General features: G+C 70.6%; 15 protein-coding genes. 3 read left to right on the top strand and 12 right to left on the bottom strand.

Annotation, left to right across the window (positions count from 1 at the left end; genetic code table 11):
• Positions 1–17: 17 nt before the first annotated feature.
• Positions 18–1,121 (bottom strand): PLL family lectin, encoded by a 1,104-nt coding sequence (locus N8I86_RS28835; protein WP_107423790.1) that lies wholly within the window; start codon positions 1,119–1,121, stop codon positions 18–20.
• A 152-nt stretch (positions 1,122–1,273) separates the two neighbouring features.
• Between N8I86_RS28835 and N8I86_RS28830 the strand changes: the two genes are divergently transcribed.
• Complete coding sequence (locus tag N8I86_RS28830) at positions 1,274–1,666, top strand: PIN domain-containing protein (RefSeq protein WP_263279039.1); 393 nt, start codon at positions 1,274–1,276, stop codon at positions 1,664–1,666.
• 167 nt (positions 1,667–1,833) lie between these two features.
• On the opposite strand, the gene N8I86_RS28825 is transcribed toward N8I86_RS28830, so the two are convergent.
• The 10 genes from N8I86_RS28825 to ngcE form a co-directional block, all read right to left on the bottom strand.
• On the bottom strand, positions 1,834–3,282 hold the full coding sequence (locus tag N8I86_RS28825) for an ArnT family glycosyltransferase (protein WP_263279038.1): 1,449 nt from the start codon (positions 3,280–3,282) through the stop codon (positions 1,834–1,836).
• Between the two features lie 72 nt (positions 3,283–3,354).
• Entirely contained in the window at positions 3,355–4,875 is a 1,521-nt protein-coding gene (locus N8I86_RS28820) for an amino acid permease (RefSeq protein WP_073897467.1), read from the bottom strand.
• A 151-nt stretch (positions 4,876–5,026) separates the two neighbouring features.
• Positions 5,027–6,955: a 1-deoxy-D-xylulose-5-phosphate synthase gene (dxs, locus tag N8I86_RS28815; RefSeq protein WP_073897469.1), complete on the bottom strand. Its 1,929-nt coding sequence runs from the start codon at positions 6,953–6,955 to the stop codon at positions 5,027–5,029.
• 129 nt (positions 6,956–7,084) lie between these two features.
• Positions 7,085–8,395 carry a sugar ABC transporter permease gene (locus tag N8I86_RS28810; RefSeq protein ID WP_073897471.1) on the bottom strand — a complete coding sequence of 437 codons (1,311 nt, stop codon included), beginning with the start codon at positions 8,393–8,395 and terminating at the stop codon, positions 7,085–7,087.
• Positions 8,392–9,192 carry an ATP-binding cassette domain-containing protein gene (locus N8I86_RS28805; RefSeq protein WP_073897473.1) on the bottom strand — a complete coding sequence of 267 codons (801 nt, stop codon included), beginning with the start codon at positions 9,190–9,192 and terminating at the stop codon, positions 8,392–8,394. The genes N8I86_RS28810 and N8I86_RS28805 overlap by 4 nt, the downstream gene beginning before the upstream one ends.
• A 185-nt stretch (positions 9,193–9,377) precedes the next feature.
• Positions 9,378–10,481 (bottom strand): substrate-binding domain-containing protein, encoded by a 1,104-nt coding sequence (locus N8I86_RS28800; RefSeq protein WP_263280164.1) that lies wholly within the window; start codon positions 10,479–10,481, stop codon positions 9,378–9,380.
• 133 nt (positions 10,482–10,614) lie between these two features.
• Entirely contained in the window at positions 10,615–11,814 is a 1,200-nt protein-coding gene (locus N8I86_RS28795) for an ROK family transcriptional regulator (protein WP_073897477.1), read from the bottom strand.
• A gap of 199 nt (positions 11,815–12,013) precedes the next feature.
• A complete protein-coding gene (locus N8I86_RS28790; RefSeq protein WP_073897479.1) occupies positions 12,014–12,937 on the bottom strand; it encodes a carbohydrate ABC transporter permease in 924 nt (307 codons plus the stop codon).
• A 14-nt stretch (positions 12,938–12,951) separates the two neighbouring features.
• Positions 12,952–13,887, bottom strand: a complete 936-nt coding sequence (locus tag N8I86_RS28785; RefSeq protein WP_073897481.1) for a carbohydrate ABC transporter permease — start codon at positions 13,885–13,887, stop codon at positions 12,952–12,954.
• A 123-nt stretch (positions 13,888–14,010) separates the two neighbouring features.
• Entirely contained in the window at positions 14,011–15,462 is a 1,452-nt protein-coding gene (gene ngcE / locus N8I86_RS28780; RefSeq protein WP_073897483.1) for an N-acetylglucosamine/diacetylchitobiose ABC transporter substrate-binding protein, read from the bottom strand.
• A 381-nt stretch (positions 15,463–15,843) separates the two neighbouring features.
• Here ngcE and N8I86_RS28775 point away from each other — a divergent pair, with 381 nt between their 5' ends.
• Positions 15,844–19,641, top strand: coding sequence for a GH92 family glycosyl hydrolase (locus tag N8I86_RS28775; RefSeq protein ID WP_263279037.1), 3,798 nt, complete (start codon positions 15,844–15,846; stop codon positions 19,639–19,641).
• Positions 19,642–19,715: 74 nt separating this feature from the next.
• On the opposite strand, the gene N8I86_RS28770 is transcribed toward N8I86_RS28775, so the two are convergent.
• Complete coding sequence (locus tag N8I86_RS28770) at positions 19,716–22,985, bottom strand: GH92 family glycosyl hydrolase (protein WP_263279036.1); 3,270 nt, start codon at positions 22,983–22,985, stop codon at positions 19,716–19,718.
• 499 nt (positions 22,986–23,484) lie between these two features.
• On the opposite strand from N8I86_RS28770, the gene N8I86_RS28765 reads away from it, so the two are divergent.
• Positions 23,485–26,208, top strand: coding sequence for a SpoIIE family protein phosphatase (locus N8I86_RS28765; RefSeq protein ID WP_263279035.1), 2,724 nt, complete (start codon positions 23,485–23,487; stop codon positions 26,206–26,208).
• Positions 26,209–26,305: the final 97 nt, after the last annotated feature.

The raw sequence follows: 26,305 nt of genomic DNA, 5'->3' as shown, positions 1-26,305 counted from the left end.
ACCGGCGCACCGGTGGGTCAGAGCCGGTGCCAGTGGGTCAGGGACAGTCCGGCGCCGTCCTCCTGACGGGCCACCTTGGGCGTGCCGTCGGGATCGATGAGCGCCATGACCACCCGGCCCCGGCCGTCCCGCGCCAGCGCCGGGCCGCCCTGGCAGGGCTCGGCCAGCGCGTACCACCAGAACCCGGCCTCCTCGTTCTCCGTGCCGCCCATCCCCAGCACGGGCGAGCCGTCCTGGTCCCGGTAGGCGAGGACGAGGCAGTCGTAGCCGTCCAGGTCGGTGCGCAGCACCGCGTACGGCCGCTCGGCCGCGGACCCGCCGAGCATGGCCGGCCAGCCGCCGATCCGCCAGGCCGCGGCGACACCGCTGTCCGCCTCCGTCCAGAAGAACGTGGCCCGGTCGGGCGCGGTCTCGGCGGCGGCGAGGGTGCCGGGCGCCGCGCGCAGCGAGAAGCCGCGCGGTCCGCCGAAGTCCCCGCCGGGCGCGGACTGACGCCAGATCAGCACGCCGGTCCCGGCCGCGGCGCAGACCTCCATCCGGCCGCTCGCCAGGACGACCACGGCTGGCGGCCCGTCGAGGCCGCCGCCGTGCAGGTCCTCCCACGCCCGCCACTTGCCGTTCGGGGCCTCGCGGCGCAGCATCAGGCCGCCGTGGCCGCCGCGCACGAAGACGTGCACCGTGCCGTCCTGCGCGACCGCGCCGGCCGGCCGGCCCACGTCACCGTCGGGGTGCGGGGTGCCGAGCGAACGCCAGTCGGTGAAGGCGAGGCCCGTCTGGTACTGGATGGCGTGCACGATGTCGACGTTCGGCGAGCCGTCGGCCTTGGTGCGCTCGCGGCGGCCGAGGAAGTGGACGTAGCCGTCGGCGCCCTGGACCACGGTCAGCTGGGTGAGCCCCGGCACGGCCACGAAGTGCGGGCCGCTCCAGTCGGGGCCGCCGGCCGTGGTCTCCGTCCAGCGCAGGAGTCCGCCGTCCGCGGGCGCGTAGAGGGTGAGCCGGCCGTCCTTGCCCCGGGTGAGCCAGTTGCCGTGAGCGACCCCGGACGCGACCCGTCCCTGTCCCTCACCTGAGCGCCCCACCGGGCGGGCGGCCTCCACGGGGCCCGCCTGCCTTCTCCGCATGGCCTCGTGCACCTTCCTGGAAGTCCGCCGCATCACGGCCACGGGAACCCTGAAACTCGGACCATCATATGCTCTTCGCGCAAACGTTCCCCAGCCTCCACCCCCCGGCCGCACAGGGGGCTGTGCCGCGGTCCCGCCTCTACCCTGGGGCCATGACCGACGCTCCCCGCTCCCCGGACGCGGACGACCCGCTGCTCGTCATCGTGGACGGCGCGAACGTCGTCGGATCGCGGCCCGACGGCTGGTGGCGCGACCGCCGGGGTGCCGCCGAACGCCTCCGCGACCGGCTGGCCGGTGCGGGACTGCCGGGACTGCCGGCGCCCGTGGAGATCGTGCTGGTGGTCGAGGGTGCGGCCCGTGGCGTGGAGTCGGTGCCGGGGGTACGGGTGGAGTCCGCGCCCGGCAGCGGCGACGACCGGATCGTGGAACTGGCCGCCGAGCACCGCGGCCGGCCCCGCCTCGTGATCACCGCCGACCGGGAGCTGCGCCGGCGGGTGACGGGCCTCGGCGCCGAGGTGGCGGGCCCGCGCACGGTCCTCGACTGACCCGGGCCGGGCTCACGCGCCGGTGGCGGCGGCCGTCTGCCCGGGCCGCCCCGGCACCCGGCCGCCCCCGAGCCCGCCCGCACCGCGACCCGCCGCCCCGTGTGCCCGTCCCGAGCGCCACGTCCCGGCGCGGCCGTGCGCGTCGTCGCCCGGCCGTCGCGGCGCGGCTACTCCCCCGGCAGCCGGGCGTACAGGACCGCGCCGTCCACCCGGGCGATCTCCTCGTAGCGCGACTCCAGCAGGCGGCGCAGGGTCGGCACGCGGTCGGGGGCGTACGGCCCGCCGCGGGAGTCGTCGACGACCAGGGCGGGGCTGTGGGCGCTCATCTCCCGCCGGAAGACCGGCCAGGTGCCCTCGACGGCGTACTTCTCGCCGACCTGCGGTCCGTCCCGGCCGCCGCTGTAGTTGGTGAGCAGGCCCGCGGTGAGGAAGCGGGTCGCGGGGGTGCGGCCGGCCAGCCAGTACGTCTCCGGGTGTATGCCCCAGACGAGGACGCGGTCGGCGGACTTGGTGCGGTGCTCCAGGGCGGTCGCGAGCCGCTGGGCGTGGGTGAGGTCGGCGCGGGCGGCGAAGAGGCCCCAGACCAGGAAACAGGCGCAGCAGCAGGCCGAGGTGAGCACGGCCCGCACGCGCCGTTCCCCAGGCAGGAGGTGCAGCGCCCGGGTGGCCAGCAGGGCGAGCGGCGGCGTGAGTTGCAGGTAGTAGTGACCGAAGAAGTGGAAGCCGAGGGCCACGGCGGCCGCCGAGGACGCCAGCCACAGCCAGAGGTCCGCCGCTCCGGAGCGCGCGGTGCGCAGGGCCCCTACGACGGGCGGGAGCAGCCCCGCCGAGGCGCCGGCCAGGATCGCGGTGTTGGTCAGCGCCCGGCCCAGGACGTGGAGTTCGGAGCCGGTGAAGGAGGCGTACGCGCCGGAACCGGTCACCGTCCAGAACAGGAACCCGGCCGGGTCGGTCAGGAGGGCCGCGCCGAGCACCGGCACGGTCAGCCCGGCCGCGAGCCGCAGCGGGCCCGCGCGCGAGGCGCCCCGCCGGTGCAGCAGCAGGGCCACCGGCAGCAGCACCGCACCGCCGGTCTGCTTGGTGAGGAACGCGGTGGCGACGGCGGCACCGGCCGCGCCCCAGCGCCCCCGGTCGGCGCACCACACGGCGGCGGCCGTGCAGGGCAGTATGAACACCTCGAACGTGGCGGCCTGCGCGTCCTCGGGGTTGAGCCCGACGGAGACCAGCAGGTACAGCACCCCGGCGGTGCGGCCCGCGCCGTCGCCCCAGCGGCGGCGGGCGATCGAGGCGAGCAGGACCGCGGTGAGCAGCTGGGCGAGGACCGCGAGCACCCGCAGCGGGGTGAGGGAGCCCGAGCCGCACAGCGCGAACGCGGCTTCGTACAGCCAGGGCAGCAGGGGCGGTTTGCGGTCCACGACGGTGTCGTAGAGGTGGCCGCCCTGGGTGAGCAGACGGGCCTGCACGGCGAGGTAGCCCTCGTCCGGGTTCCACAGCGGGCGGACGAAGGACGGCACCCGGGTGACGCAGGCCAGGACCGCCAGGAGGGGCAGCAGCCGCGTCCAGTACGCCGTCCGGGCAGGTGCGGTCCGGGCGGGGGCGAGCGCGGCGGCGGGCATGGGCAGCACGCTATCCGGCCCCGACGTCTCCGCCGAAGCGGGACATACGGGGCCGGGGTGACGAGGTGTGGGTTACGGGACGTTTCCGGCGGGCGGCGGGGGCGCCTTCTCCGGGGTCTGCCCGCTCGTGGCGAGGCGGCTGTGCTTGCGGCCGTAGAGGAAGTAGACGACGAAGCCGATCGCCATCCAGATGGCGAACCGCAGCCAGGTCTCGGCCGGCAGGTTGAGCATCAGCCACAGCGTGGCGCAGACGGACACGATCGGTACGAAGGGCACCCACGGGGTCCGGAAGGCGCGCGGCAGGTCCGGGCGGGTCTTGCGCAGGATGATCACGCTGATCGCGACGACCACGAAGGCGAACAGCGTGCCGATGTTCACCAGTTCCGCCAGCTCGCTCAGGCTGGTGAAGCCGGCGACGATCGCGATGATCACACCGAGCAGGATGGTCGGCCGGTGCGGGGTCTTGAACTTCGGGTGGACCCGCGAGAAGAAGCGCGGCAGCAGGCCGTCACGGCTCATCGCGAAGAACACCCGGGTCTGGCCCAGCAGCAGGATCAGGCACACGGTGGTCAGGCCGACGGCGGCGCCGAAGCTGATCACGCCCGCGTACCAGGGGTGCCCGATGGCCTTGAAGGCGTCGGCGAGGGGGGCCTCCACCGACAGCCGGGTGTACTTCTGCATGCCGGTGACGACGATGGACACGGCGACGTACAGCACGGTGCAGATGAGCAGCGAGCCCAGGATGCCGCGCGGCATGTCCCGCTGCGGGTTGCGGGTCTCCTCCGCGGCGGTGGCGACGATGTCGAAGCCGATGAAGGCGAAGAACACCACCGAGGCCGCGGTGAAGATGCCCATCACACCGAAGTTGGCCGGTGCCCAGCCGAACATCAGCTGCACGAGCGGGGCGCCCAGGTTGCCGCCCGCCTTGACCGGCTCGGCCGGCGGGACGAACGGCTTGTAGTTCTCGCCGCGGATGAAGAAGGCGCCGGCGATGATCACGATCAGCACGACGGCCACCTTGATGGCGACGACGACCGAGGTGATCCGCGCGGACAGCTTCATGCCGAGGACCAGGATGCCGGTGAGCGCCAGCACCAGGGCGGCGGCGAGGATGTCGAAGCCGAATCCGTGGGCGCCGTCCCGCCCGGCGAGGTACGCCGGCAGGTGCCAGCCGGCGTTGTCCAGCAGCGAGCGGATGTAGCCGGCCCAGCCGACCGCCACCACCGCCGTGCCCAGCGCGAACTCCAGCACCAGGTCCCAGCCGATGATCCAGGCGGGCAGCTCGCCGAGGGAGGCGTAGCTGAACGTGTACGCCGAGCCCGCCACGGGGACCGTGGAGGCGAACTCGGCGTAGCACAGGGCGGCGAGGGCGCAGACGACTCCGGCCGCGACGAAGGACAGGGCAACCGCCGGACCGGCGTTGTTCTTGGCGACCTGTCCGGTGAGGACGAAGATGCCGGTGCCGATGATGACCCCGACACCGAACACCGTCAGATCGAGCGCGGAGAGGGACTTCTTGAGCGAATGCTCCGGTTCCTCGGTGTCCCGGATGGACTGCTCGACGTTTTTCGTCCGGAAGAGCGCGCTGCTCACGTTCCTGCCTCCCACGCTTGTGAGGCCTCGATATGGCTCAACATGATCGAGAGGGTCGGGACTCGTATGCCCCGGCACAGGCAGGTTCACGCAGACGGGCCGGTTCCGCCACCGCAGAACGCGGCGGAACCGGCCCGGACGAGCGCTGTCCCTAGTCGCGCGCGGTCTCCACGGAATCCACCGCTTCCGCCGTTCGGTCGAACCGGCCGTCCAGCTTGGAGACCAGGCCGGTGACCTGACGGGCGATGTCCGGCGCGGTCAGCCCGATCTCGGCGAGCACCTCGGCGCGGGAGGCGTGGTCGAGGAAGCGCGGCGGGATGCCGAAGTCGCGCAGCGGGACGTCCACGCCGGCGTCGCGCAGGGCCTGGGCGACGGCCGAGCCGACACCGCCGACGCGGCTGTTGTCCTCGACGGTGACGACGACCCGGTGCCGCTCGGCGAGCGGGGCCATGGCCTCGTCGACGGGCTTGACCCAGCGCGGGTCGACCACGGTGGTGGAGATGCCCTGCTTGTCGAGCAGGCCGGCGATCTCCAGGCACATCGGGGCGAGCGCGCCCACGGAGACCAGCAGCACGTCCGGCTTGTCGGTGCCGGGCTCGCGCAGCACGTCCATGCCGCCGACGCGGCCCACGGCGGGTACGGCGGGGCCGACGGCGCCCTTGGAGAAGCGCACGACGGTCGGCGCGTCCTCGACGGCGACGGCCTCGCGCAGCTGGGCCCGTACCTGGTCGGCGTCGCGCGGCGCGGCGAGCCGCAGCCCCGGCACGACCTGGAGCAGCGACATGTCCCACATGCCGTTGTGCGAGGCGCCGTCGGTGCCGGTGACACCGGCCCGGTCCAGTACGAAGGTGACCCCGCACTTGTGCAGGGCGACGTCCATGAGGACCTGGTCGAAGGCGCGGTTGAGGAAGGTGGCGTAGACGGCGAAGACGGGGTGCACGCCGGCGTGCGCGAGGCCCGCGGCGGAGACGGCGCCGTGCTGCTCGGCGATCCCGACGTCGTACACCCGGTCGGGGAAGCGCTTGGCGAACCTGTCCAGGCCGACCGGCTGGAGCATGGCCGCGGTGATGGCGACGATGTCGTCGCGCTCCTCGCCGAGCCGGACCATCTCCTCGCCGAACACGGAGGTCCAGTCGGCGCCGGAGGACGCGATCGGCAGACCGGTGTCGGGGTGGATCTTGCCGACGGCGTGGAAGCGGTCGGCCTCGTCCTGCAGGGCGGGCTGGTAGCCGCGGCCCTTCTCGGTGAGGCAGTGCACGATGACCGGGCCGCCGAACCGCTTGGCCCGCGCCAGCGCCGACTCCAGCGCCTCGATGTCGTGGCCGTCGATGGGGCCGACGTACTTCAGGCCCAGGTCCTCGAACATGCCCTGCGGGGCGATGAAGTCCTTCAGCCCCTTCTTGGCGCCGTGCAGGGTCTCGTACAGCGGCCTGCCGACGACCGGGGTGCGGTCGAGGATGTCCTTCGTGCGGGCGAGGAAGCGCTCGTACCCGTCGGTGGTGCGCAGGGTCGCCAGGTGGTTCGCCAGGCCGCCGATGGTCGGCGCGTACGACCGCTCGTTGTCGTTGACGACGATGACCAGCGGGCGGTCCTTGGCCTCGGCGATGTTGTTCAGCGCCTCCCAGGCCATGCCGCCGGTCAGCGCGCCGTCACCGATGACGGCGACGACGCGGCTGTCCCGCTTGTGCAGCTCGTTGGCCTTGGCGATGCCGTCGGCCCAGCCGAGCACGGTCGAGGCGTGGCTGTTCTCGATGACGTCGTGCTCGGACTCGGCCTGCGAGGGGTAGCCGGACAGGCCGCCCTTCATCTTCAGCCGGGAGAAGTCCTGCCGGCCGGTGAGCAGCTTGTGCACGTACGACTGGTGGCCGGTGTCCCAGAGGACCTTGTCCTTCGGGGAGTGGAAGACGCGGTGCAGGGCGATGGTGAGCTCGACCACGCCCAGGTTGGGGCCGAGGTGGCCGCCGGTCTTGGAGACCGCGTCGACGAGGAAGGTCCGGATCTCCCCGGCCAGCTGGTCCAGCTCCTCCAGGCTGAGCCGGTCCAGATCGCGCGGTCCCCTGATGCGGGTCAGCATCGGCACCCGTGCCTCCTTGCAGTAGAGCTGATCGAGCTGTTGCCGGGCTTGTCGAGTCTAATGTTCGCGCTGTGCACGACACGACAGCGCCCGGCACCTTGTGAGTGCCGGGCGCTCGAGCAGGGACGGGATCGCTTACGCGCGACCCGCGGTCTTCTGCGTCTTGCGGGTGACCGAGTCGATGACGACCGTGGTCAGCAGCACAGCCGCGGTGATCATGTACTTCACCGGCTCGGCGATGGACTCCAGCTGGAGACCGTACTGGATGGACACGATCACCAGCACACCGAGGAGCGCGTTCCACGTGCGGCCGCGGCCGCCGAAGAGCGAGGTGCCACCGATGACGGCCGCGGCGATCGCGTTCATCAGCAGGTCACCGGTACCGGCGCTCTGGTTGGCGGAGGCGATCTTCGAGGCCAGGAAGAGACCGCCGATGGCGGCGAAGCCGCCGGAGATCGCGAAGACCGAGATGCGCACCGCGGTGACGTTGATGCCGGCACGCCGGGACGCCTCCACGCTGCCGCCGAGCGCGAAGATCTTGCGGCCGTACGGGGTGCGCCGGAGCACGAAGTCCGTGCCGACCAGGAAGGCGAGGAAGATCACCGTGGCCAGCGGCAGGCCCTTGTACTGGTTGTACAGGTAGGCCGCGGCGAAGGAGACGACGGCCAGCAGCACCGTGCGCAGGACCGTGTCGCTGAGCGGCCGGGACGGGACGCCCGCGGCCTCGCGGCGCCGGTTGCCGAGGAAGGAGCTGACGAAGAACAGCGCCACCACGACGACCGCCAGACCGTAGGCGGCGCCGACGTCCGTGAAGGTGTACGTGGTCAGCTTGCCGATCAGGCCGTCGCTGTCGAGGTTGATCGTGCCGTCCTCGCCCAGCACCTTCAGCATGAAGCCGAGCCAGAACAGCAGGCCGGCCAGGGTGACGGCGAAGGCGGGGGCGCCGAGCACCGCGAAGAAGAAGCCGTGCAGCGAGCCGATGACGGCACCGGCGGCGATGGCGACCAGTACGGCCACCCACTCGGGCCAGCCCTGGTTGACCGTGAGGACGGCGGCGAGGGCGCTGGCCGCGCCGCTGATCGAGCCGACGGACAGGTCGATCTCGCCGAGCAGCAGCACGAAGACGATGCCGACGGAGATCATGCCCGTGCCGACCATCGTGACCGTGATGTTGCTGATGTTCTGCGCGGAGAGGAACTCGGAGTTCAGGACCTGGAAGATGATGCAGATGATCGCGAGACCCAGGATGACCGGGAGGGAACCCAGCTCACCGGCCTTCATCTTCCGCTTGAACTCGCTCCAGTAGCCGAGCAGGCCCTGCTCGCGCACCAGGAGGCGCGGGTCGACCGCGGTGACGGCGGCGGCCGCGGCCTCGGGGTTCTCGACGACGTGCTCGCCCTCGCCGGGCGTCTTGTCGAGATTCGCGGAGGTCTTGTCGAGGCTCACTTGGAAACCTCCCCGTTCGTGCTGGACGTGCGCGCGGCACGGCGGGTCACGGCGTTGTCGGTGGCGCCGGTGATGGCGGAGATGATCTCCTCCTGCGAGGTCGTCTTGACCTCGAAGACGCCGTTGTTGCGGCCGAGGCGCAGGACCGCGACCTTGTCGGCCACCGCCTTCACGTCCGCCATGTTGTGGCTGATGAGGATGACGGCGTGGCCGCGCTCGCGCAGACGCTCCACCAGGTCGAGGACCTGGGCGGTCTGCTCGACGCCGAGGGCCGCGGTGGGCTCGTCGAGGATGACCAGCTTCGGGTCGCCGAGCATGGAGCGGGCGATGGCCACGGTCTGGCGCTGACCGCCGGAGAGCGAGGCGATCGGGATACGGACGCTCGGGATGCGGATCGAGAGCGTGGTGAGGAGCTCGCGGGCGCGGCGCTCCATCTCCACCTCGTCGAGCACGCCCCACTTCCTCAGCTCACGGCCGAGGAACAGGTTGCCGACGACGTCGATGTTGTCGCACAGCGCGAGGTCCTGGTAGACCGTCGCGATGCCCAGGGACTGGGCGTCGTGCGGGCGGCTGATGGAGACGGCCTCGCCGTTCCACTCGATAGCGCCCTCGTCGATGGGGTGCACGCCGGCGATCGTCTTGACCAGCGTGGACTTTCCGGCACCGTTGTCGCCCACCAGGGCGACCACCTCACCGGCGTGGACCTCAAGCTCTACGTCGGTGAGCGCCTGAACGGCACCGAACCGCTTGGAGACCCCGCGCAACGCCAGCACGGGCGTAGCGGACACGTGAACCATCTCCTTCGCCGCCTGACCCGGCGGGAGGTTGTGCAGAAGTTTGGGGGAGTTTCCGTCCGGCGCCCCGCGCCGAGCTTGCGGGGCTGTGTGATGCGCGGGGCACCGGAGGAGCCTTGGGCAGTCTGTCGCTTTTCGCGAGGGTGTTCACGGACGAACACCCGGGGCGGCAAGGGACTCGGGACTGCTTACTTCAGACCGAGCTTGCTGCAGGCGGCCTTGTACTTGCCGGTGCAGATCTCGTCGATCGTGTAGACGCCGTCCTTGACGACGGTGTCCTTGATGTTCTCCTTGGTCAGCGAGGTGACCGGGACGAGCACCGAGGGGACGTCCTGCGCGGAGCCCGAGGAGACCTTATCCTTGGCGACGGAGTCCAGGCTCTCGCCCTTGGCGAGCGCCACGGCCATCGCGGCGGCGGCGTCGGCCTCGGGGGCGTAGGGCTTGTAGACGCTCATGTACTGCTCACCGGAGACGATGCGCTGCACACCCGCGAGCTCGGCGTCCTGGCCGGTGACCGGGACCTTGACGCCCGCGGCGTTGAGGGCGGTGATGATACCGCCGGCCATGCCGTCGTTGGCGGAGTACACGCCCGCGATCTTGCCCTTGCCGACCGAGGAGATCGCCGCCTCCATCTCGGAGTTGGCGTTGTCCGGCGACCACTCCTTGGTGTCGTACTCCTTGGCGATGGTGACCTTGCCGTCGAGGACGGAGTGCGCGCCCTTCTTGAACTGGGCGGCGTTCGGGTCGGTGACCGAGCCGTTGACCATGACGATCTTGGAGGACTTGGTGGCCTTGCTGCCCAGCGCCTTCAGCAGGGCCTCGCCCTGGGTCTTGCCGACCTGCTCGTTGTCGAACGAGGTGTAGGCGCTGATCGGGCCCTCGGCGAGGCGGTCGTAGGCGACGACCTTGATGCCGGCGTCCTTGGCCTTCTGGACCGAGTTCTGGATGGCCTTGGCGTCGACCGCGTCCAGGATCAGGACGTCCACCTTGTTGGTGATCATGGTGTCGACCTGCTGCGCCTGCAGGTTCGCGTCCTGACGGGCGTTGTTGTACTGGACCTTCGCCTTGCCGTTCGTCAGCTCCTTGATCTTCTTCTCGATCAGCGGCTTGTCGAACTTCTCGTAACGAGCGGTCTTGTTCTCCGGCAGGAGCAGACCGACCGTGATGTCGTCGCCCTTCTTGGCCGACGCGGAGGAAGAGTCGTCGTTGCCCTTCGACTCCTTGGCGCTGCCACAAGCCGCGAGCGAGACGGCCATCGCACCGGCGGCAATGGCAACGGCGGCACGACGCATACGTGCGTTCACTTCACAAACCTCCCTGACGAGGCCGCGTCGTTGCGGCCGAGGTGGCTGGAAGTCAACTCGGCCACACGTGCGACGTCAAGAAGTAAATCCTTAACGAGATGGCAACGGTGCCATCCGTTCTCTAAGTGAAGGCAGGCGTGGCCATGGACAGAGATCCGTCCAAAAGGGTCGAATCACCCATCTCGCTGAGGGCGAGGGCAAGCGCCCCGAGCACCTCGGCACGGCCCCCGAGAGCCCCCGGGAGAACGGACAGTTGACGCGCCGCGCTGGGGATGGCGTAGCGGCCGACGGACTCCCTGATCGGCCCGAGCACCAGCTCACCGGCCTCGGCGAGATCACCGCCGAGGACCACCCTGCTCGGGTTCAGCAGATTGCAGAGATTGGCCACTCCACTGCCGATGTGGCGGCCGACGTCGGCGATCACCCGACGACAGCCCGGGTCTCCGTCCCTGGCCAGCCGTACGACACCCTCCATGGTCAGGTCGGGTCCGTGGCTGGGCTGGAGCAGCGGGAGCACGTACCGTGCGGCCGCGAACGTCTCCAGGCAGCCGCGGTTGCCGCAACGGCAGACCGGGCCGGATTCGTCGAGTGTAATATGTCCGATTTCGCCAGCGGTGCCGCCCGGCCCGCGATAGATCTTCCCCTCGATCACCAGACCGGCGCCGACACCGCTCGCGACCTTGATGTAAGCAAGATCACGTACGCCCTTGCCGCTGCCCCAGACGAGCTCGCCGAGGGCGCCGAGGTTGGCGTCGTTGTCCACGTGAACGGGCACGCCGAGCCGTTCCCGCAGCTCCTCCGCGGGCTTGGTGCCGCCCCAGCCGGGCAGGATCGCGGTGGACCCCAGCGTCCCCGACTCCACGTCGATCGGGCCCGGCACGCCGAGCCCCACGCCGGCCACCTTCGACCGGTCCACCCCCGTTGCTGCGATCAGGCGACCGACCAGCTCCTCGGCCCGGTCGAAGCCCTGCGCGGAGGACGCGTCGACGTCCAGCGGCTCGGACTCCTCGGCCAGCACCTGGTGGGCGAGGTTCCCGATCGCGACGCGCAGATGGGTGTGCCCGAAGTCGACGCCGATGACGATGCCGGCGTCACCGCTCAGGCTGACGCTGCGGGCCCGTCGGCCGCCCGCCGATGTGGGCGTGACCTCGACGGTTCCGCCGTCCTTGAGCTCCCGCACGATGTTGGAGACGGTCGCGGCGGACAGACCGGTCGTCCGCGCGATCTCCGCCTGCGTTAGGGACCCTGCCAGGCGTACGGCCCGGACGACCCGCTCCAGGTTGGCTCGGTGCAGCGATGACTGCGACCCTGGAGTCTCCACGACTGACCTCCTGAGCGCGGGGCCGCTTCGGCGAGGCCCCGTGTATGTCCAACTAGTGAACTCTAAGCTGAGCCGTTCGGGGTCACTTCCGTCAAGAGGTTGAACCGTTTCCGGGTCTCGGGACACACCCGTGCACGCCGCCCCGGAGACCGGGACGGCGTGCGTTCGAGGGTCGCGGAGCGCTTCCCGCGCGCCGTCGCTACTTCAGCGTCGCCGAGGTCAGACCCGCCTGCACCTGGCGCTGGAAGGACAGGTAGACGACCAGCATCGGGATCATCGCGATGGTCACGCCGGCGAAGAGAACAGGCAGGTCGGAGGCGTATCCCTGCTGCTGCTGGAGCTGGATCAGCCCCTGGGTGAGGACGTAGCGCTCGGGGTCGGAACCGCTCTGCGGCTGCATCAGCACCGTGGGCAGGATGAACTGGTTCCACTGCCCCAGCGTGTTGAAGATGCCCACGCTGATCAGACCGGGCTTCGCCATCGGCAGCATCACCTGAAAGAAGGTCCGGGTGTGCGAGGCACCGTCCAGGACCGCCGCCTCGAAGACCGCCGTGGGCAGGGTCCGGAAGAAGGAGTGCATGAAGAACACCGTGAACGGCATCGAGTAGGCGATGTAGACCAGGATCAGCCCCTGGTAGGTGTTCAGCATGTCCAGCCGTTTGACCATGAAGAACAGCGGGACGAGGGCCAGGAACACCGGGAACATGGCGCCGGCCACGAAGAAGTAGTAGAGCAGCCGGTTGCCCCAGAACCGGTACCTGGCCAGCACGTACGCGGCCATGGAGCCGAACAGCATGGTCAGCGGGACGGAGAACACCAGGACGATCACGGTGTTCAGGAAGTAGTCGCCGATGCCCTTGTCCCAGGCCCGGCTGAAGACGTCGAAGGACCAGCTGTGCGGCCAGCCGAAGGCCGAGCCGCCGATCTGGACGTCGGTCTTGAAGGAGCTGAGCACCAGCCACAGCAGGGGCAGCACGATCAGCAGGCCCCACAGGGCGAGGAAGCCGTGCGAGAAGACGTTCAGGACCACGCCCTCGCCACGCCGGTCGCCGGGGCGGACGGGGACCTTGTCCACGGGCCGCTCGGCGGGGACGGGGGCGGTCTCCTTGATGGGTGCGCTCATCCTCGGCACTCCGCTCAGAACTCGATGCGCTCGCGGCGGGTGGCGCGCAGCGTGACGACGGACAGGACCAGGGTGAGCAGCAGCATGATCACGCCCATGGCGCAGGCGTAGCCGCTCTTGCCGTAGTAGAGGAAGTTGCGCATCATCACCGTCGACATCACGTCGCTGTGGTGATCGGGCCCGCCGCCGTACGCGCCCATGTTCTGGGTCATGGAGGAGACCAGCACGAACATGTCCATGGCGACGATGCCGAGGTAGACCCAGGCTGTCTGCACGGTGTCCCACAGCAGCGGCAGGGTGATGCGGAAGAAGGACTGGTTGCGGTTGGCCCCGTCGATCAGGGCGGCCTCGTAGATGTCCCTCGGGATGGACTGCATGGCGGCGGAGAACAGCACCAGGTAGAAGCCGACGCCCTGCCAGACCACGGCCACCATCAGGGCCCACAGCACCAGGTTCGGCTCGTTCAGCCATTCCACCGGATTGTCGGCGTCCACCAGGCCGACCTTGATCAGCGCGCCGTTGAGCAGACCGCCGCCGTCACTGCGGTACACCGCGTTGAAGAGCACCGCGAGAATCGCCAGCGACAGCACCTGCGGAAAGAAGTAGACGACTTTGTAGACCTTCGACCCGGCCACGCCCTGCACTCCGCCGGCCCGGCTGCGGCCGCCCGCGTTCAGCATGAAGGCGAAGAACAGGGCGAGCAGAATGGTGATCACCGGGATGAAGACCAGGAACAGGATGTTGTGCCAGATGGCACTCAGGAAGACGTCGTCCTGGAACAGCGCCTGGTAATTGTCCAGACCCACGAAACTGAAGGTCTGCGACTGCCCCTTCCAGTCCGTCAGCGAATAGCCGAACGTCTGGATGTACGGCCAGATCACGAAGACCACGTAGAGCGCCACGGGGACGAGGAGAAACCCCGCGACGAACCGGTACTGCCCTTTGCGCATCGGCGTCCCTGCCCTTGATGTGTCCGGTCGCCACCGACACCCCGGGGTGCGGGGAACCGCGCGGCGGGCCCTGGCGGACCCGCACGGGCGGTCGCACCCGCACCCCGGAGACGGCCGGTGGACCTAGTCCCGGTGGTTCTTCTTCGACGCAGGGTCCTTCGCCTGCTTGTCCACCGCGGCCTGACAGCGCTTCAGCCATTCCTTCGGCTGGATGCGCTTGGCCATGAGCTCGTTGGACGCGGCCTCGATGGCGGTCCCCATCTCGCTGTACCACTCGGTGTACAGGAAGCGGAAGGTGTTGTCGCCGGCCGCCTTGGACGCCTCGACCGTGGACTGGGTGCCCGGCCGCAGCTTGACGCTCGGGTCCACGCCGTCCTTGAGGATGGTGAGCGAGTTCGCCTCCTTGGCGAAGAGCGTCGACCATTCCTTGGAGAGCATGCGCCGCATGAACTCCTTCGCCCCCGGCAGGTTGTGCGCCTTCGAGGGGATGATGAAGGGCTCGCCCGAACCGGCCCGGATCGCCTCGAACGGCAGCTTGCTGCCCGGCAGCAGCGGCATCGGCAGGAACTTCATGTCGAAGTCCGACGGGGTCTGCTTCAGCTGCTCGTTCTCCAGCCAGGAGCCGCAGGTGATGAACGCGGCCTTGTACTGGTTCCAGCGGGTCTGCGACTCGGTGTGCGTCAGGCCGTTCGTTCCGGGCATCAGATAGCCCTTCTCGACGACCTCGTAGATGGCCTCGACGCCGGCCTGCGCCGCCTCCGAACCCACGAACGCCTTGGGGTCCAGGTTGTCGATGGCCTTCATCGCGTCCAGACCGCCCTTCTTGGCGATCAGGTCCATGATGGCGACGTTGATGTAGTACGGGTACTTGCCCTGGTGGGCGAGACCGCCGATGCCCTCGGACTTGGCGTCCTTGCAGACGGCGAGGAAGTCCTCCCAGGTCTTGGGCTCCTCCCAGCCCTTCTCCTTGAAGAGCTTGCCGGAGTACCACAGGCCCCACACCGTGTAGATGTAGTTCAGCGCGACGACCTTGCCCTCCTGCATGCCCGGGTCGAGCGTGCCGGGGATCAGGGTGTCGCGGACCTTCTTGGAGGGGTCGTCGACCGAGGGCGAGTCCAGGACCTCCGCGAGGTCCAGCAGCTGCCCGTTCTTGTACAGGACGTCGACCTTGATCTGCTGGGCACCGGAGTCGTCCACGATGTCCGGCGGGTTGCCGCCGTTGAAGCGCGGCTGGAGCTTGCCGGTGATCTCCTGCGTGCCGGTGTGGGTGGAGGTGATGCCGAGCTTCTTGCCGAAGTCGGCCTCCCACGCCTTGGCGTAGTCGTCGCCGTAGCCGCCCTTGAAGACGACGACGTCGAGCTTGCTGCCCTTCTTGGCGCCGAAGGGGTTGTCCTTGGACTTCTCCCCCTTGGTGTCGCCGCCCCCGTCCGAGTCGCCGTCGCCGCCGCCGCTGGCGCAGGCGGACAGCAGGCTCATCGTCGGAACGCTGATCAGGCCGAGCGCGGCGGACCGCTTCATCAGATCGCGGCGGCCGACACCCGGGGAACCGGTGTTCCCGTCGGAAGTGGATCCCATGCTCAAGTCCTCGCCTTCTCCAGGACTCAGGCGGTGAACCGGATCCTCCCCGGCACCGCTGTCGGGTCAAGCTGGGTGGTGCAGGAAGTACTTCGTGCGTCTGGTACCGAGCGTGCATCTTGTACCGGGCGCCGACAGGTATAGTCCACTTCCGGCCGACGGAGCAAGATCGAATACAGGGTTCGCGGCCGGTCTTTTCCGAGTTGAGACCTCTTGGAAATATGAACGCCCTGTGGGTGACCTGGCGGAAAAAGTCGCGACATAAGTCCCTGAATGCCACGCCCAACACCCTTGACATCACCGGCCACTTGGCCACCTACTGGTTCTGCGAACCGAATTGACAACGTTGTCCACCGCGGTCGCAGGAGGGGAAATCCGTAGATGCAGCGGAGAACTCGGCACAGATGGGGTCCGGCGGTCGTCCTCACGGCCGCCTTTGTCATGGCCGTCGGCGCGCAGGGCGCGGCGGTCGCCCTGCCCGCCAAGGCTCCGGTCGCCGACCGGGAGTTCGCATCCTCGTTCGAGGCGGGCGACCCGGCGCCGGACTGGCTGAACACCGTCGACACCTCGGCGGACGGCGGCAAGCGCGCCTCCGGCGTCGACGGCGGCTACAGCACGGGCATCCCGGGCAATGTGAGCGACCATGTCACCGAGGTCCGGGCGAGCGGCGAGAACACCGGCGCGGGTGAGGTCGCGGAGAACCTCGTCGACGGCGAACCCGGCACCAAGTGGCTGGCCTTCGAGCCGACCGGCTGGGTGGAGTTCGACCTCGACAAGCCCGTCAAGCTGGTGACGTACGCGCTCACCTCGGCCAACGACTTCGACGGGCGCGACCCCAAGGACTGGACCCTGCTGGGCTCCACCGACGGCAAGGACTGGAAGACCGTCGACACCCGCTCGGGCGAGAACTTCACGGAGCGGTTCCAGACGAAGTCGTACGACCTGGCCGAGCCGGCCGAGTACCGGCACTTCCGGCTGGAGGTGACGAAGAACAACGGCGCGTCGGACATCCTGCAACTCGCCGACGTGCAGTTCTCCACCGGCGGCACGGGCGGACCGGTGCCGCAGGACATGCTGACACTCGTCGACAAGGGCCCGAACGGCTCCCCGACGGCCAAGGCGCGGGCGGGTTTCACCGGCAAGCGCGCCCTGCGCTACGCCGGCCGGCACACGGCGGGCGGCCGCGCGTACTCGTACAACAAGATCTTCGACGTGAACGTGCGGGTCGGGCGCGACACCCGGCTGTCCTACCGCGTCTTCCCGTCGATGGCCGACGGCGACCGCGACTACGACGCCACGAACGTCTCCGTCGACCTGGTCTTCACCGACGGCAGCTCGCTCAGCGGTCTGGGCGCGCAGGACGAGCACGGCTTCCCGCTGACACCGCGCGGGCAGGGCGCGTCCAAGACGCTGTACGTCAACCAGTGGAACAACGTGGCCTCCCGGATCGGCTCGGTCGCGGCCGGCCGGACGGTCGACCGGATCCTGGTGGCCTACGACTCCCCGGACGGCCCGGCGAAGTTCCGCGGCTGGGTGGACGACGTCTCCCTGAAGGAGACGGCCCCCGAGAAGCCGAAGGCGCACCTGGCGGACTATGCGCTGACCACCCGGGGCACCAACTCCAGCGGCAGCTTCTCACGCGGCAACAACTTCCCCGCGACGGCGCTCCCGCACGGCTTCAACTTCTGGACCCCGGTGACCAACGCGTCGTCGCTGAGCTGGCTGTACGAGTACGCGCGGGCGAACAACGACGACAACCTGCCGACCGTGCAGGCGTTCAGCGCGAGCCACGAGCCGAGCCCGTGGATGGGTGACCGGCAGACCTTCCAGCTGATGCCCTCAGTGGCCTCCGGCACCCCGGACACCGGCCGCGAGGCGCGCGAGCTGCCCTTCCGGCACGAGAACGAGACCGCACGCCCGTACTACTACGGGGTCCGGTTCGAGAACGGCCTCAAGGCCGAGATGACGCCGACCGACCACGCGGCGGTGCTGCGCTTCACGTATCCGGGCGACGACGCGAGCGTGGTGCTCGACAACGTCACCGAGCAGGCGGGCCTCACGCTCGACAAGGAGACCGGGACCGTCACCGGCTACTCGGACGTGAAGTCGGGCCTGTCCACGGGCGCGACCCGGCTGTTCGTGTACGGCCGCTTCGACAAGCCGGTCACGGACGGCACGTCGAGCGGGGTGAAGGGCTGGCTGCGCTTCGCCGCGGGCGCCGACCGCACGGTCACCCTGCGCCTCGCGACCTCGCTCATCAGCGTCGACCAGGCGAAGGACAACCTGCGCCAGGAGGTCGGCGGTGCCTCGTTCGACACCGTGAGGGGCCGTGCCCTGCGCGCCTGGGACAAGCTGCTCGGCAAGGTCGAGGTGGAGGGCGCCACCACCGACCAGCTGACCACTTTGTACTCCGGCCTCTACCGGCTGTACCTGTACCCCAACTCCGGCTTCGAGCAGGTCGACGGCAAGAGCCGGTACGCCTCCCCGTTCTCGGCGATGCCGAACCCGGACACCCCTACGCACACCGGCGCGAAGATCGTCGACGGTGAGGTGTACGTCAACAACGGGTTCTGGGACACCTACCGGACCACGTGGCCGGCGTACTCGTTCCTGACGCCGTCCCAGGCCGGTGAGATGGTCGACGGGTTCGTGCAGCAGTACAAGGACGGCGGCTGGACCTCCCGCTGGTCCTCCCCCGGCTACGCCGACCTGATGACCGGCACCTCCTCGGACGTGGCGTTCGCCGACGCCTACGTCAAGGGCGTGACGTTCGACGCGAAGGCGGCGTACGACGCGGCCGTGAAGAACGCGACCGTGGTCCCGCCGATGTCGGGCGTGGGCCGCAAGGGCATGACCACCTCGCCCTTCCTCGGCTACACCAGCACCGACACCCACGAGGGCCTGTCGTGGGCGATGGAGGGCTACGTCAACGACTACGGCATCGCCCGGATGGGCCAGGAGCTGTACCGCAGGACGGGCGAGAAGCGCTACCAGGAGGAGTCGGAGTACTTCCTCAACCGGGCCCGGGACTACGTGAAGCTGTTCGACTCCAAGGCCGGCTTCTTCCAGGGGCGGGACGCCAAGGGCGGCCGGCGCGTGGACTCCGCGAAGTACGACCCGCGCGTGTGGGGCTACGACTACACGGAGACCAACGGCTGGGGCTACGCCTTCACCGCCCCGCAGGACAGCCGGGGCCTGGCCAACCTGTACGGCGGCCGGCAGGCCCTCGGGGACAAGCTCGACGCGTACTTCGCGACACCGGAGACGGCGTCCCCGGACTACGTCGGTTCCTACGGCGGTGTCATCCACGAGATGACCGAGGCGCGGGACGTCCGGATGGGCATGTACGGCCACTCCAACCAGGTCGCCCACCACGTCATCTACATGTACGACGCGGCCGGCGAGCCCTGGAAGACGCAGGCGAACGTGCGCGAGGCGCTGTCCCGCCTCTACACGGGCAGCGAGATCGGGCAGGGCTACCACGGCGACGAGGACAACGGCGAGCAGTCGGGCTGGTACCTCTTCTCCGCGCTCGGCTTCTACCCGCTGGTCATGGGCAGTGGTGAGTACTCCATCGGCTCCCCGCTGTTCAAGAAGGTCACCGTGCACCTGGAGAACGGCCGGGACCTGGTGGTCAAGGCGCCGAGGAACAGCGCGAAGAACGTGTACGTCCAGGGCGTGACGTTCGACGGCCGTCCCTGGAAGTCCACCTCGCTCCCCCACTCCATGCTGTCCAAGGGCGGCGTGCTGGAGTTCCGTATGGGGGCCGAGCCGTCGACCTGGGGCACCGGCGAGGACGCGGCACCGGTCTCCGTCACCCGGGACGACAAGGTGCCGGACCCCCGCGCGGACGTCCTCAAGGGTGACGGCGCCCTGTTCGACGACACCTCGGCGACCAACGCGACGGTCACCTCGGTGGACCTGCCGGCCGGCGGTGCGGTGAAGCCGGTGCAGTACACGCTGACCTCGGCGGACCGCGCCAAGGCGCCGACCGGCTGGACCCTGCAGGGCTCCACGGACGGCACGCAGTGGAAGACCCTGGACCACCGCTCCGGCGAGACGTTCAGGTGGGACCGCCAGACACGTGCCTTCACGGTCGCTGCGCCCGGCACGTACACGAAGTACCGGCTGGTCCTGGACGGCGAGTCGACGCTGGCGGAGGTGGAGCTGCTGGCCTGACGCGGGCGGGGGCAGGGCGAAGGGGGCGGGCCGTCCGGGCCCGCCCCCTCGTCGTGCGCGAGTCGTGCGTGCGCTCAGCCGGTGGCCAGGGTGAACACGTGCAGGTCCGTGTTCCGCGGAAGCCGGACGCTCCTGATGGTCCGGCCGTCCGGTGCGGTGAAGGGCTTGGTGGCGAAGACGTACGTCGCCACCGGGTCCTTGCCGGCGCCGGCGACGTTGCGGTACGCGGTCTTGGCGACCACCTCGTTGCCGTACTGGACGGTGCCGCCCCCGCCGCCGACGGTCCAGTCGGTGAAGGACAGGTCTGCGGTGCCGGTCGTGCCGTCGGTGTACGTGACGGTCGCCTCGGCCCGCTGGTTGCCGTTGACGGCGCTGCCGATGAAGGACAACGACTTCGGGGCACCGGTCAGTTCGACGGTCTGACCGGCCGCCGAGGCGTTGTCGGGGCGGCCGGCGGGCGAGTCGGGCCAGGTGAAGCCGAGACCGCCGGCCGTTCCCCTGCCGCCGGGGGTCAGGCCGGCCGCGGCGAGGGCCTGGCGGGAGTAGCTCCAGCCGCCGCCGTCGAAGTCGGCCTCGTCGTGCTCGCCCCGGTCGTCGGAGACGCCGGTGTTGTCGTAGGCGGCCAGGAGGGTGCCGGGGGCGGCCACGGTGAGCGAGACGGGCTGCCGGTACGAGGTGTCGCCCGAGGTGACCGTGACCTTGACGTCGGCGAAGCCCTGGGCGGCGTCCTCCGCGGCGGTGAGGGTGATCTCCTGGGCGCCGTCGGTCACCGTGCCCTCGGCGGGCGCGGCCGTGACGCCGGCCGGGGTCTCGACGCGGAAGCGCACGTCGGGACCGGTGCCGCCGTTGAGCGACAGGGCACGGATGCCGATCTTCGTGCTGTCGCCGGGCGCGAGGGTGGCGGCGGTGGGTCCGACGCCGATCTGGTAGGGCTGCTCGCCCTCACGGAAGGACGGCGGCGGGCTGCCCGCGCCCCAGGCACGGTCCGGGGAGGCGGACAGGGTGTAGTCGAGACGGCCGCCGTCCCGGACGAAGGACGCGGGCAGCCAGGGCCGGTCGCTGCTTTGCCCGTCGACCTTCAGGGACCGGACGTAGGGGGCGCCGGCCGCCGCGCCCGCGGCCCGGACGGAGATGTCGTTCCCCTGGGGCCGCTGGATCTCGACCCGCTCGAACAGGGGTGAGGCCAGGACCAGTTCGGCACGGGAGGGCACCTGCGGGTACATGCCGAGCGCGGAGAAGACGTACCAGGCGGACATGGCGCCGAGGTCGTCGTTGCCGGGGATGCCGCCCGGCTCGGTGGACCACAGCTGCCGCATCGCCGCGCGGACGGTCTCCTGCGTCTTGTACGGGGCGCCCGCGTAGTCGTACAGGTAGGGCACGTTGATCGACGGCTCGTTGTCCAGCTCGGACTTGCCACCGCCGTGGCCGGTGAAGGCCCAGCCGCCCTTGTCGTCGTGGAAGAAGTCGTCCAGCCGCGCGAGCGCCCTGTCCCGGCCGCCGAGCGCGGCGAACAGACCGGCCGGGTCGTGCGGGACCATCCAGGTGTACTGGGCGGCCGAGCCCTCGACGAAGCCGTTGCCGGTGTCGGGGGTGAATCCGGTGACCCAGCTGCCGTCGGCCTTGCGGTTGGCCACGTAGCCGCCGCTCGGAGCGGCCGCGATGTTGAAGTTGTTCTGCCACCACTGGGCGCGGCGGGCGAAGGCCGCCCGGGTGTCCTTCTCCCCCGCGGCGGCCGCGAGCCGGGAGAGCGAGAAGTCCGCGGTCGACATCTCCAGGGTCTCGGCGGCGCCGCCCCAGGCGTTGGACACGCTCGGCATGTAGTGCAGGTCGAGGTACTTGTCGAGCGAGGGGCGCTGCCCCACGGAGAGCACCGGCTTGCCGGCCGCCGACAGGTCCTGCTCCGTGGGTACGGTCGCGGCCCGCACCAGGGAGTGCAGGGCGCCCTCGAGATCGAAGTCGGTGCCGCCGAAGGCGTGGATGCCGGCCAGGGCGGTCGCCGCGGGGTCGCCGTTCATGACGTGGGTGCCGCTCGCGCCGTGCAGCCAGCGGTCCCAGACCCCGCCGTTCTGCCGGGCGAGTCCGTACAGCGACTGGGCGATGTCGGAACCGGTGCGCGGGTCGAGCAGGGTGAGGAGCTGCACCTGGTCGCGGTAGACGTCCCAGCCGGAGAAGGTGCCGTACTGGGCGCGGTGGCCGCGGCCCACCCGGTGCTCCTCTCCGTCGCTGCCCCGGTAGCGGCCGTCGGCGTCGCTGATGACGTTCGGGTGCAGCAGCGCGTGGTACAGCGCGGTGTAGAAGGTGGTGCGCTCGGCGTCCGTGCCGCCGCCGACCCGGACGGCGCCCAGACGCTCGCGCCAGGCGCGGCGGGCCGCCTCCCGGACGGCGTCGAAGGTGCGGTGCGGCGGGTTCTCGGCGGCGAGGTTCGCCTCGGCGGCGGCCCGGCTGACGTAGGAGATGCCGACCTTGACGTTCACCGGTCCGTCGCCGGGTGCGAATTCCACGTAGCCGCCGGCTCCCTTGCCCGCGACGGGCCGGCCGCCCTGCAGGAAGCCGCCCGTGCCGCCGGACGCCCGGGTGCCGCCGGGGTCGAGCCGGCCGTCCTGCCAGGTGCCGGTGGCCTTGAAGGCGCGGTCGAAGCGGGCGGTGAAGTGCAGCGTGTAGTAGGAGCGGCGGCCCTCGGGGTCGAGGTAGCCGCAGAAGTTCCCGGAGGTGACGGAGCCGGAGATGGTCCGGGTGCCGGGGTCGATGGTGACCGTCGAGTCCTCGGAGCCCACCTCGGAGTTCGCGGTGCGCACCAGCAGCGAGGCGGGTCTGCCCGACGGGTAGGTGAAGCGGGCCGAGCCGGTGCGCGCGGTGGCGGTGAGGTCGGCGGTGACGCCGGAGGCGAGGCCGACCTTGTAGTGACCGGGTTCGGCGGTCTCGTCGGCGTGGGTGAAGTCGGAGGCGTAGACGGCGTCCTTGGTGTCGCTCGCCGGGGAGGTGGTGACCTCGCCGGCGTACGGGAAGAAGGGGATGTCGCCGCTGCCGCCCGCGCACCCGGTGCCGGACATGTGGGTGAGGCTGAAGCCGCGGACGCGGGTGGCGTCGTACTGGTAGCCGCCTGGCGCGGCGGTCCTGGTGGCGTCCCCGCGGGTGTTCTCCGGGCTCCAGGAGAGCATGCCGAACGGCACGACGGCGCCCGGGAAGACGTTCCCGCCGTTCCTGGTGCCGATCAGCGGATCGACGTACGGGGTGGGGTCCTTGACGAGGCCGGCGGGCGCGGCGTTGGCCGCCAGGGCGGGCGTTGCGGCGCCACCGGTCGCGAGCAGCGCGGCCAGCAGCAGGGACAGGGGTCTGAAACGCATGACGCGGCCCTCTCCTTACGGACGGGTCGCGCACCACAGGTCGCACAAGCCGCAGGGACAGTAACGTGCGCCACCGGTACCACGGAAGACCGCGTGCCCTTGCGCGGGCGCACGCCGCCATCACCCGGTCGGGCTACCCAAGTGGGTTGACATCGTTGTCGATTGAGGCGGTAAAGTCATGTACAGACCATCAGACAACGTTGTCGCGCACGCGTCGACGTACAAGCCACGCAGTACCCGCTCAGGTCCACCCCCCTCCGGGCAGGCGTTCACCCCCCTCACCTGCCCGGCTCGCGGACCCGGTGCGCGATGCCACCGGGTCCGCCCGGAGCACCCCCGTCACGGACACCCGCGTCAGCGCGGACGCACATGACATCGAGGCCTCCGGGTGACTCCCCGGAGTCGGGCGCTCCACGCACCGCGAGAATCGGGGGCGAAAGTGGTCCATGTCGTGGACCGGCCATAGCCATCCGGGAATCACCGGTGCTACAAATGCGGCATGTTGGACGCATGCGCCCGATTCAGGCGTCTTGCATGGCGCACCGTGATCGGCAAGAGCCCTCGAAGCGTCGCCGGACAGGTGTTCCTGCTCCAGGTGGCGCTCGTCGTGCTGCTCGTGCTCTGCGCCGTCGTGGCTCTGGTACTGCAGTCGAGGCGGGACACCACGACCGAGGCCAAACGCCGTTCGATCGCCGTCGCGGAGACCTTCGCCCACTCGCCCGGCGTCCTCCAGGCGCTCAACGGCCCCGACCCGTCGAAGGTCCTCCAGCCGCTCACCGAGGCGGGCCGCAAGAGCGCCGGCGTCGACTTCATCGTCGTCATGGACAAGAAGGGCATCCGCTACACCCACCCGATCCCGAGCAAGATCGGCCAGCGGTTCGTCGGCCGGATCGGGCCGTCGCTGAACGGGCAGATCTACACGGAGAGCGTGCACGGTCCGCTGGGCCACGAGGTGCAGGCCACCGTCCCCATCGACGACGCCCGGGGCAAGGTGGTCGCCCTGGTCTCGGCCGGCCTGAAGGTCAAGAACGTCACCAGCGAGCTCGACAAGCAGCTGCCCATCATCCTGGCCGCGGGCGCGGGCGCCCTCGTGGTCTCGACGGGCGGCACGGCCCTGGTGGGCAGGAGGCTGCGCCGGCAGACGCACAGCCTGGCCCCGGACGAGATGACCCGCATGTACGAGCACCACGACACGGTGCTGCACTCGGTACGGGAGGGCGTGCTCATCGTCGGCGACGACGGACGGCTGCTGCTCGCCAACGACGAGGCCCGGCGCCTGCTGGAGCTGCCGCCCGAGGCCGAGGGACACCACGTGCGGGACCTGTCCGGACTCGACCCCGCGACGGTCGAGCTGCTGGTCTCCGGGCGCGAGGCGACCGACGAGGTGCACTTCACCGGCGGCCGGCTGCTGGCGGTCAACCAGCGTCCCACGGGCGCCTCGGGAGGCCCCAGCGGCACCGTGGTGACCCTCCGCGACTCCACCGAGCTCCAGGCGGTGTCCGGCCGGGCGGAGGTCACCCGGGAACGGCTGGAGCTGCTGTACGACGCCGGTCTCGGCATAGGCACCACCCTCGACGTGGTGCGCACGGCCGACGAGCTGGCGCAGGTCGCCGTCCCCCGGTTCGCGGACTTCGTCACCGTGGACGTGGCCGACGCGGTGCTGCACGGCGAGGAGCCGGCCCCCACGGCCACGGACATGCGGCGCGTCGCCGTCGGCGGCATCCGGGACGACCACCCGCTGTACGAGAAGGGCCGGCTGATCGACTTCCTGCCCTCCACCCCACAGGCGCGCGGCTACGACGCCGGGCACTCCGAGCTGGTCACCGACCTGTCCACCGCCGAGGGCTGGCACGCCCAGGACCCCGAGCGCACCCGGCAGATCCTGGACTACGGCATCCACTCGCTGATCGCCGCACCGATCCAGGCCCGGGGTGTGGTGCTCGGCATGGCCAACTTCTGGCGGGCCAAACGGGAGCCCTTCGACGAGGAGGAGCTGTCGCTGGCGGAGGAGCTGGTGGCCCGGGCCGCGGTCAGCATCGACAACGCCCGCCGGTACGCCCGTGAGCACGCCCTGGCGGTCACCCTGCAGCGCAGCCTGCTGCCACGGGCCCTGCCCGAGCAGAGCGCCCTCGACGTCGGTTACCGCTACCTCCCCGCCCAGTCGGGCGTGAGCGGCGACTGGTTCGACGTGATCCCCCTGCCGGGCAGCCGGGTGGCGCTGGTCGTGGGCGACGTGGTCGGACACGGTCTGCACGCCGCCGCCACCATGGGCCGGCTGCGGACCGCGGTGCACAACTTCTCCACGCTGGACCTGCCGCCCGACGAGCTGCTCGGTCATCTGGACGACCTGGTCGGCCGCATCGACCAGGACGAGTCGTGCCCGGAGAACCCCGGCGAGATCGTCGGCGCCACCTGCCTGTACGCGATCTACGACCCGGTGACGCGCCGCTGCACCATGGCCCGGGCGGGCCATCTGGCGCCCGCGCTGGTCTCGCCGGACGGCAGCGTCGAGTTCCCCGACCTGCCGGCCGGGCCGCCGCTGGGCCTGGGCGGCCTGCCCTTCCAGACGGCCGAGCTGGAGCTGGCCGAGGGCAGCCAGCTGGTCCTGTACACCGACGGCCTGATCGAGGACCGCAGGCGCGACCTGGACGAGGGCATGGAGCGGCTGCGCCGTGCCCTGGCGGGTCACCCCGGCCGGTCGCCGGAGGACAGCTGCGGGGCGGTGCTGGAGGAGCTGCTGCCCGAGCGCCCCGCGGACGACGTCGCCCTGCTCATCGCGCGGACCCGGGCACTGCCGGCCGACCGGGTCGCCGACTGGGACGTGCCGCGCGATCCGGCCGCCGTGTCGGGGATGCGGCTCGCCGTCTCCGAGAAGCTCGCGGAGTGGGGCCTCACCGAGCTGGGCTTCGGCATGGAGCTCGTGCTGAGCGAGCTGATCACGAACGCCATCCGCTACGGCTCCGATCCGGTCCGGGTACGGCTGATCCGAGACCGCACGCTGATCTGCGAGGTGGCCGACGGCAGCAGCACCTCCCCGCACCTGCGGTACGCGGCGACGACCGACGAGGGCGGCCGCGGCCTGTTCCTGGTCTCGCAGCTCACCGAGCGCTGGGGCACCCGGTACACCCCGCACGGCAAGGTGATCTGGGCCGAGCTGGCGCTCCCCGGCGCCGCCGGCCCGCCCCCGGACCCCCTGTCGATGTTCCCGGACCTCGACGACTGACGCCGCGGCCGCCCGGCGGGGGCGTGGCGGCGTCGTGAGCCGCGTCCGGGAAGCCGCGGGCAGCCCGGGGTCCGAGCGGGCCGGTACCCGCCGGTGG

The sequence above is a fragment of the Streptomyces albidicamelliae genome (genome assembly GCF_025642175.1).
Taxonomy (GTDB): Bacteria; Actinomycetota; Actinomycetes; order Streptomycetales; family Streptomycetaceae; genus Streptomyces; species Streptomyces albidocamelliae.
This window is presented reverse-complemented; position numbering and strand designations above follow the sequence as displayed.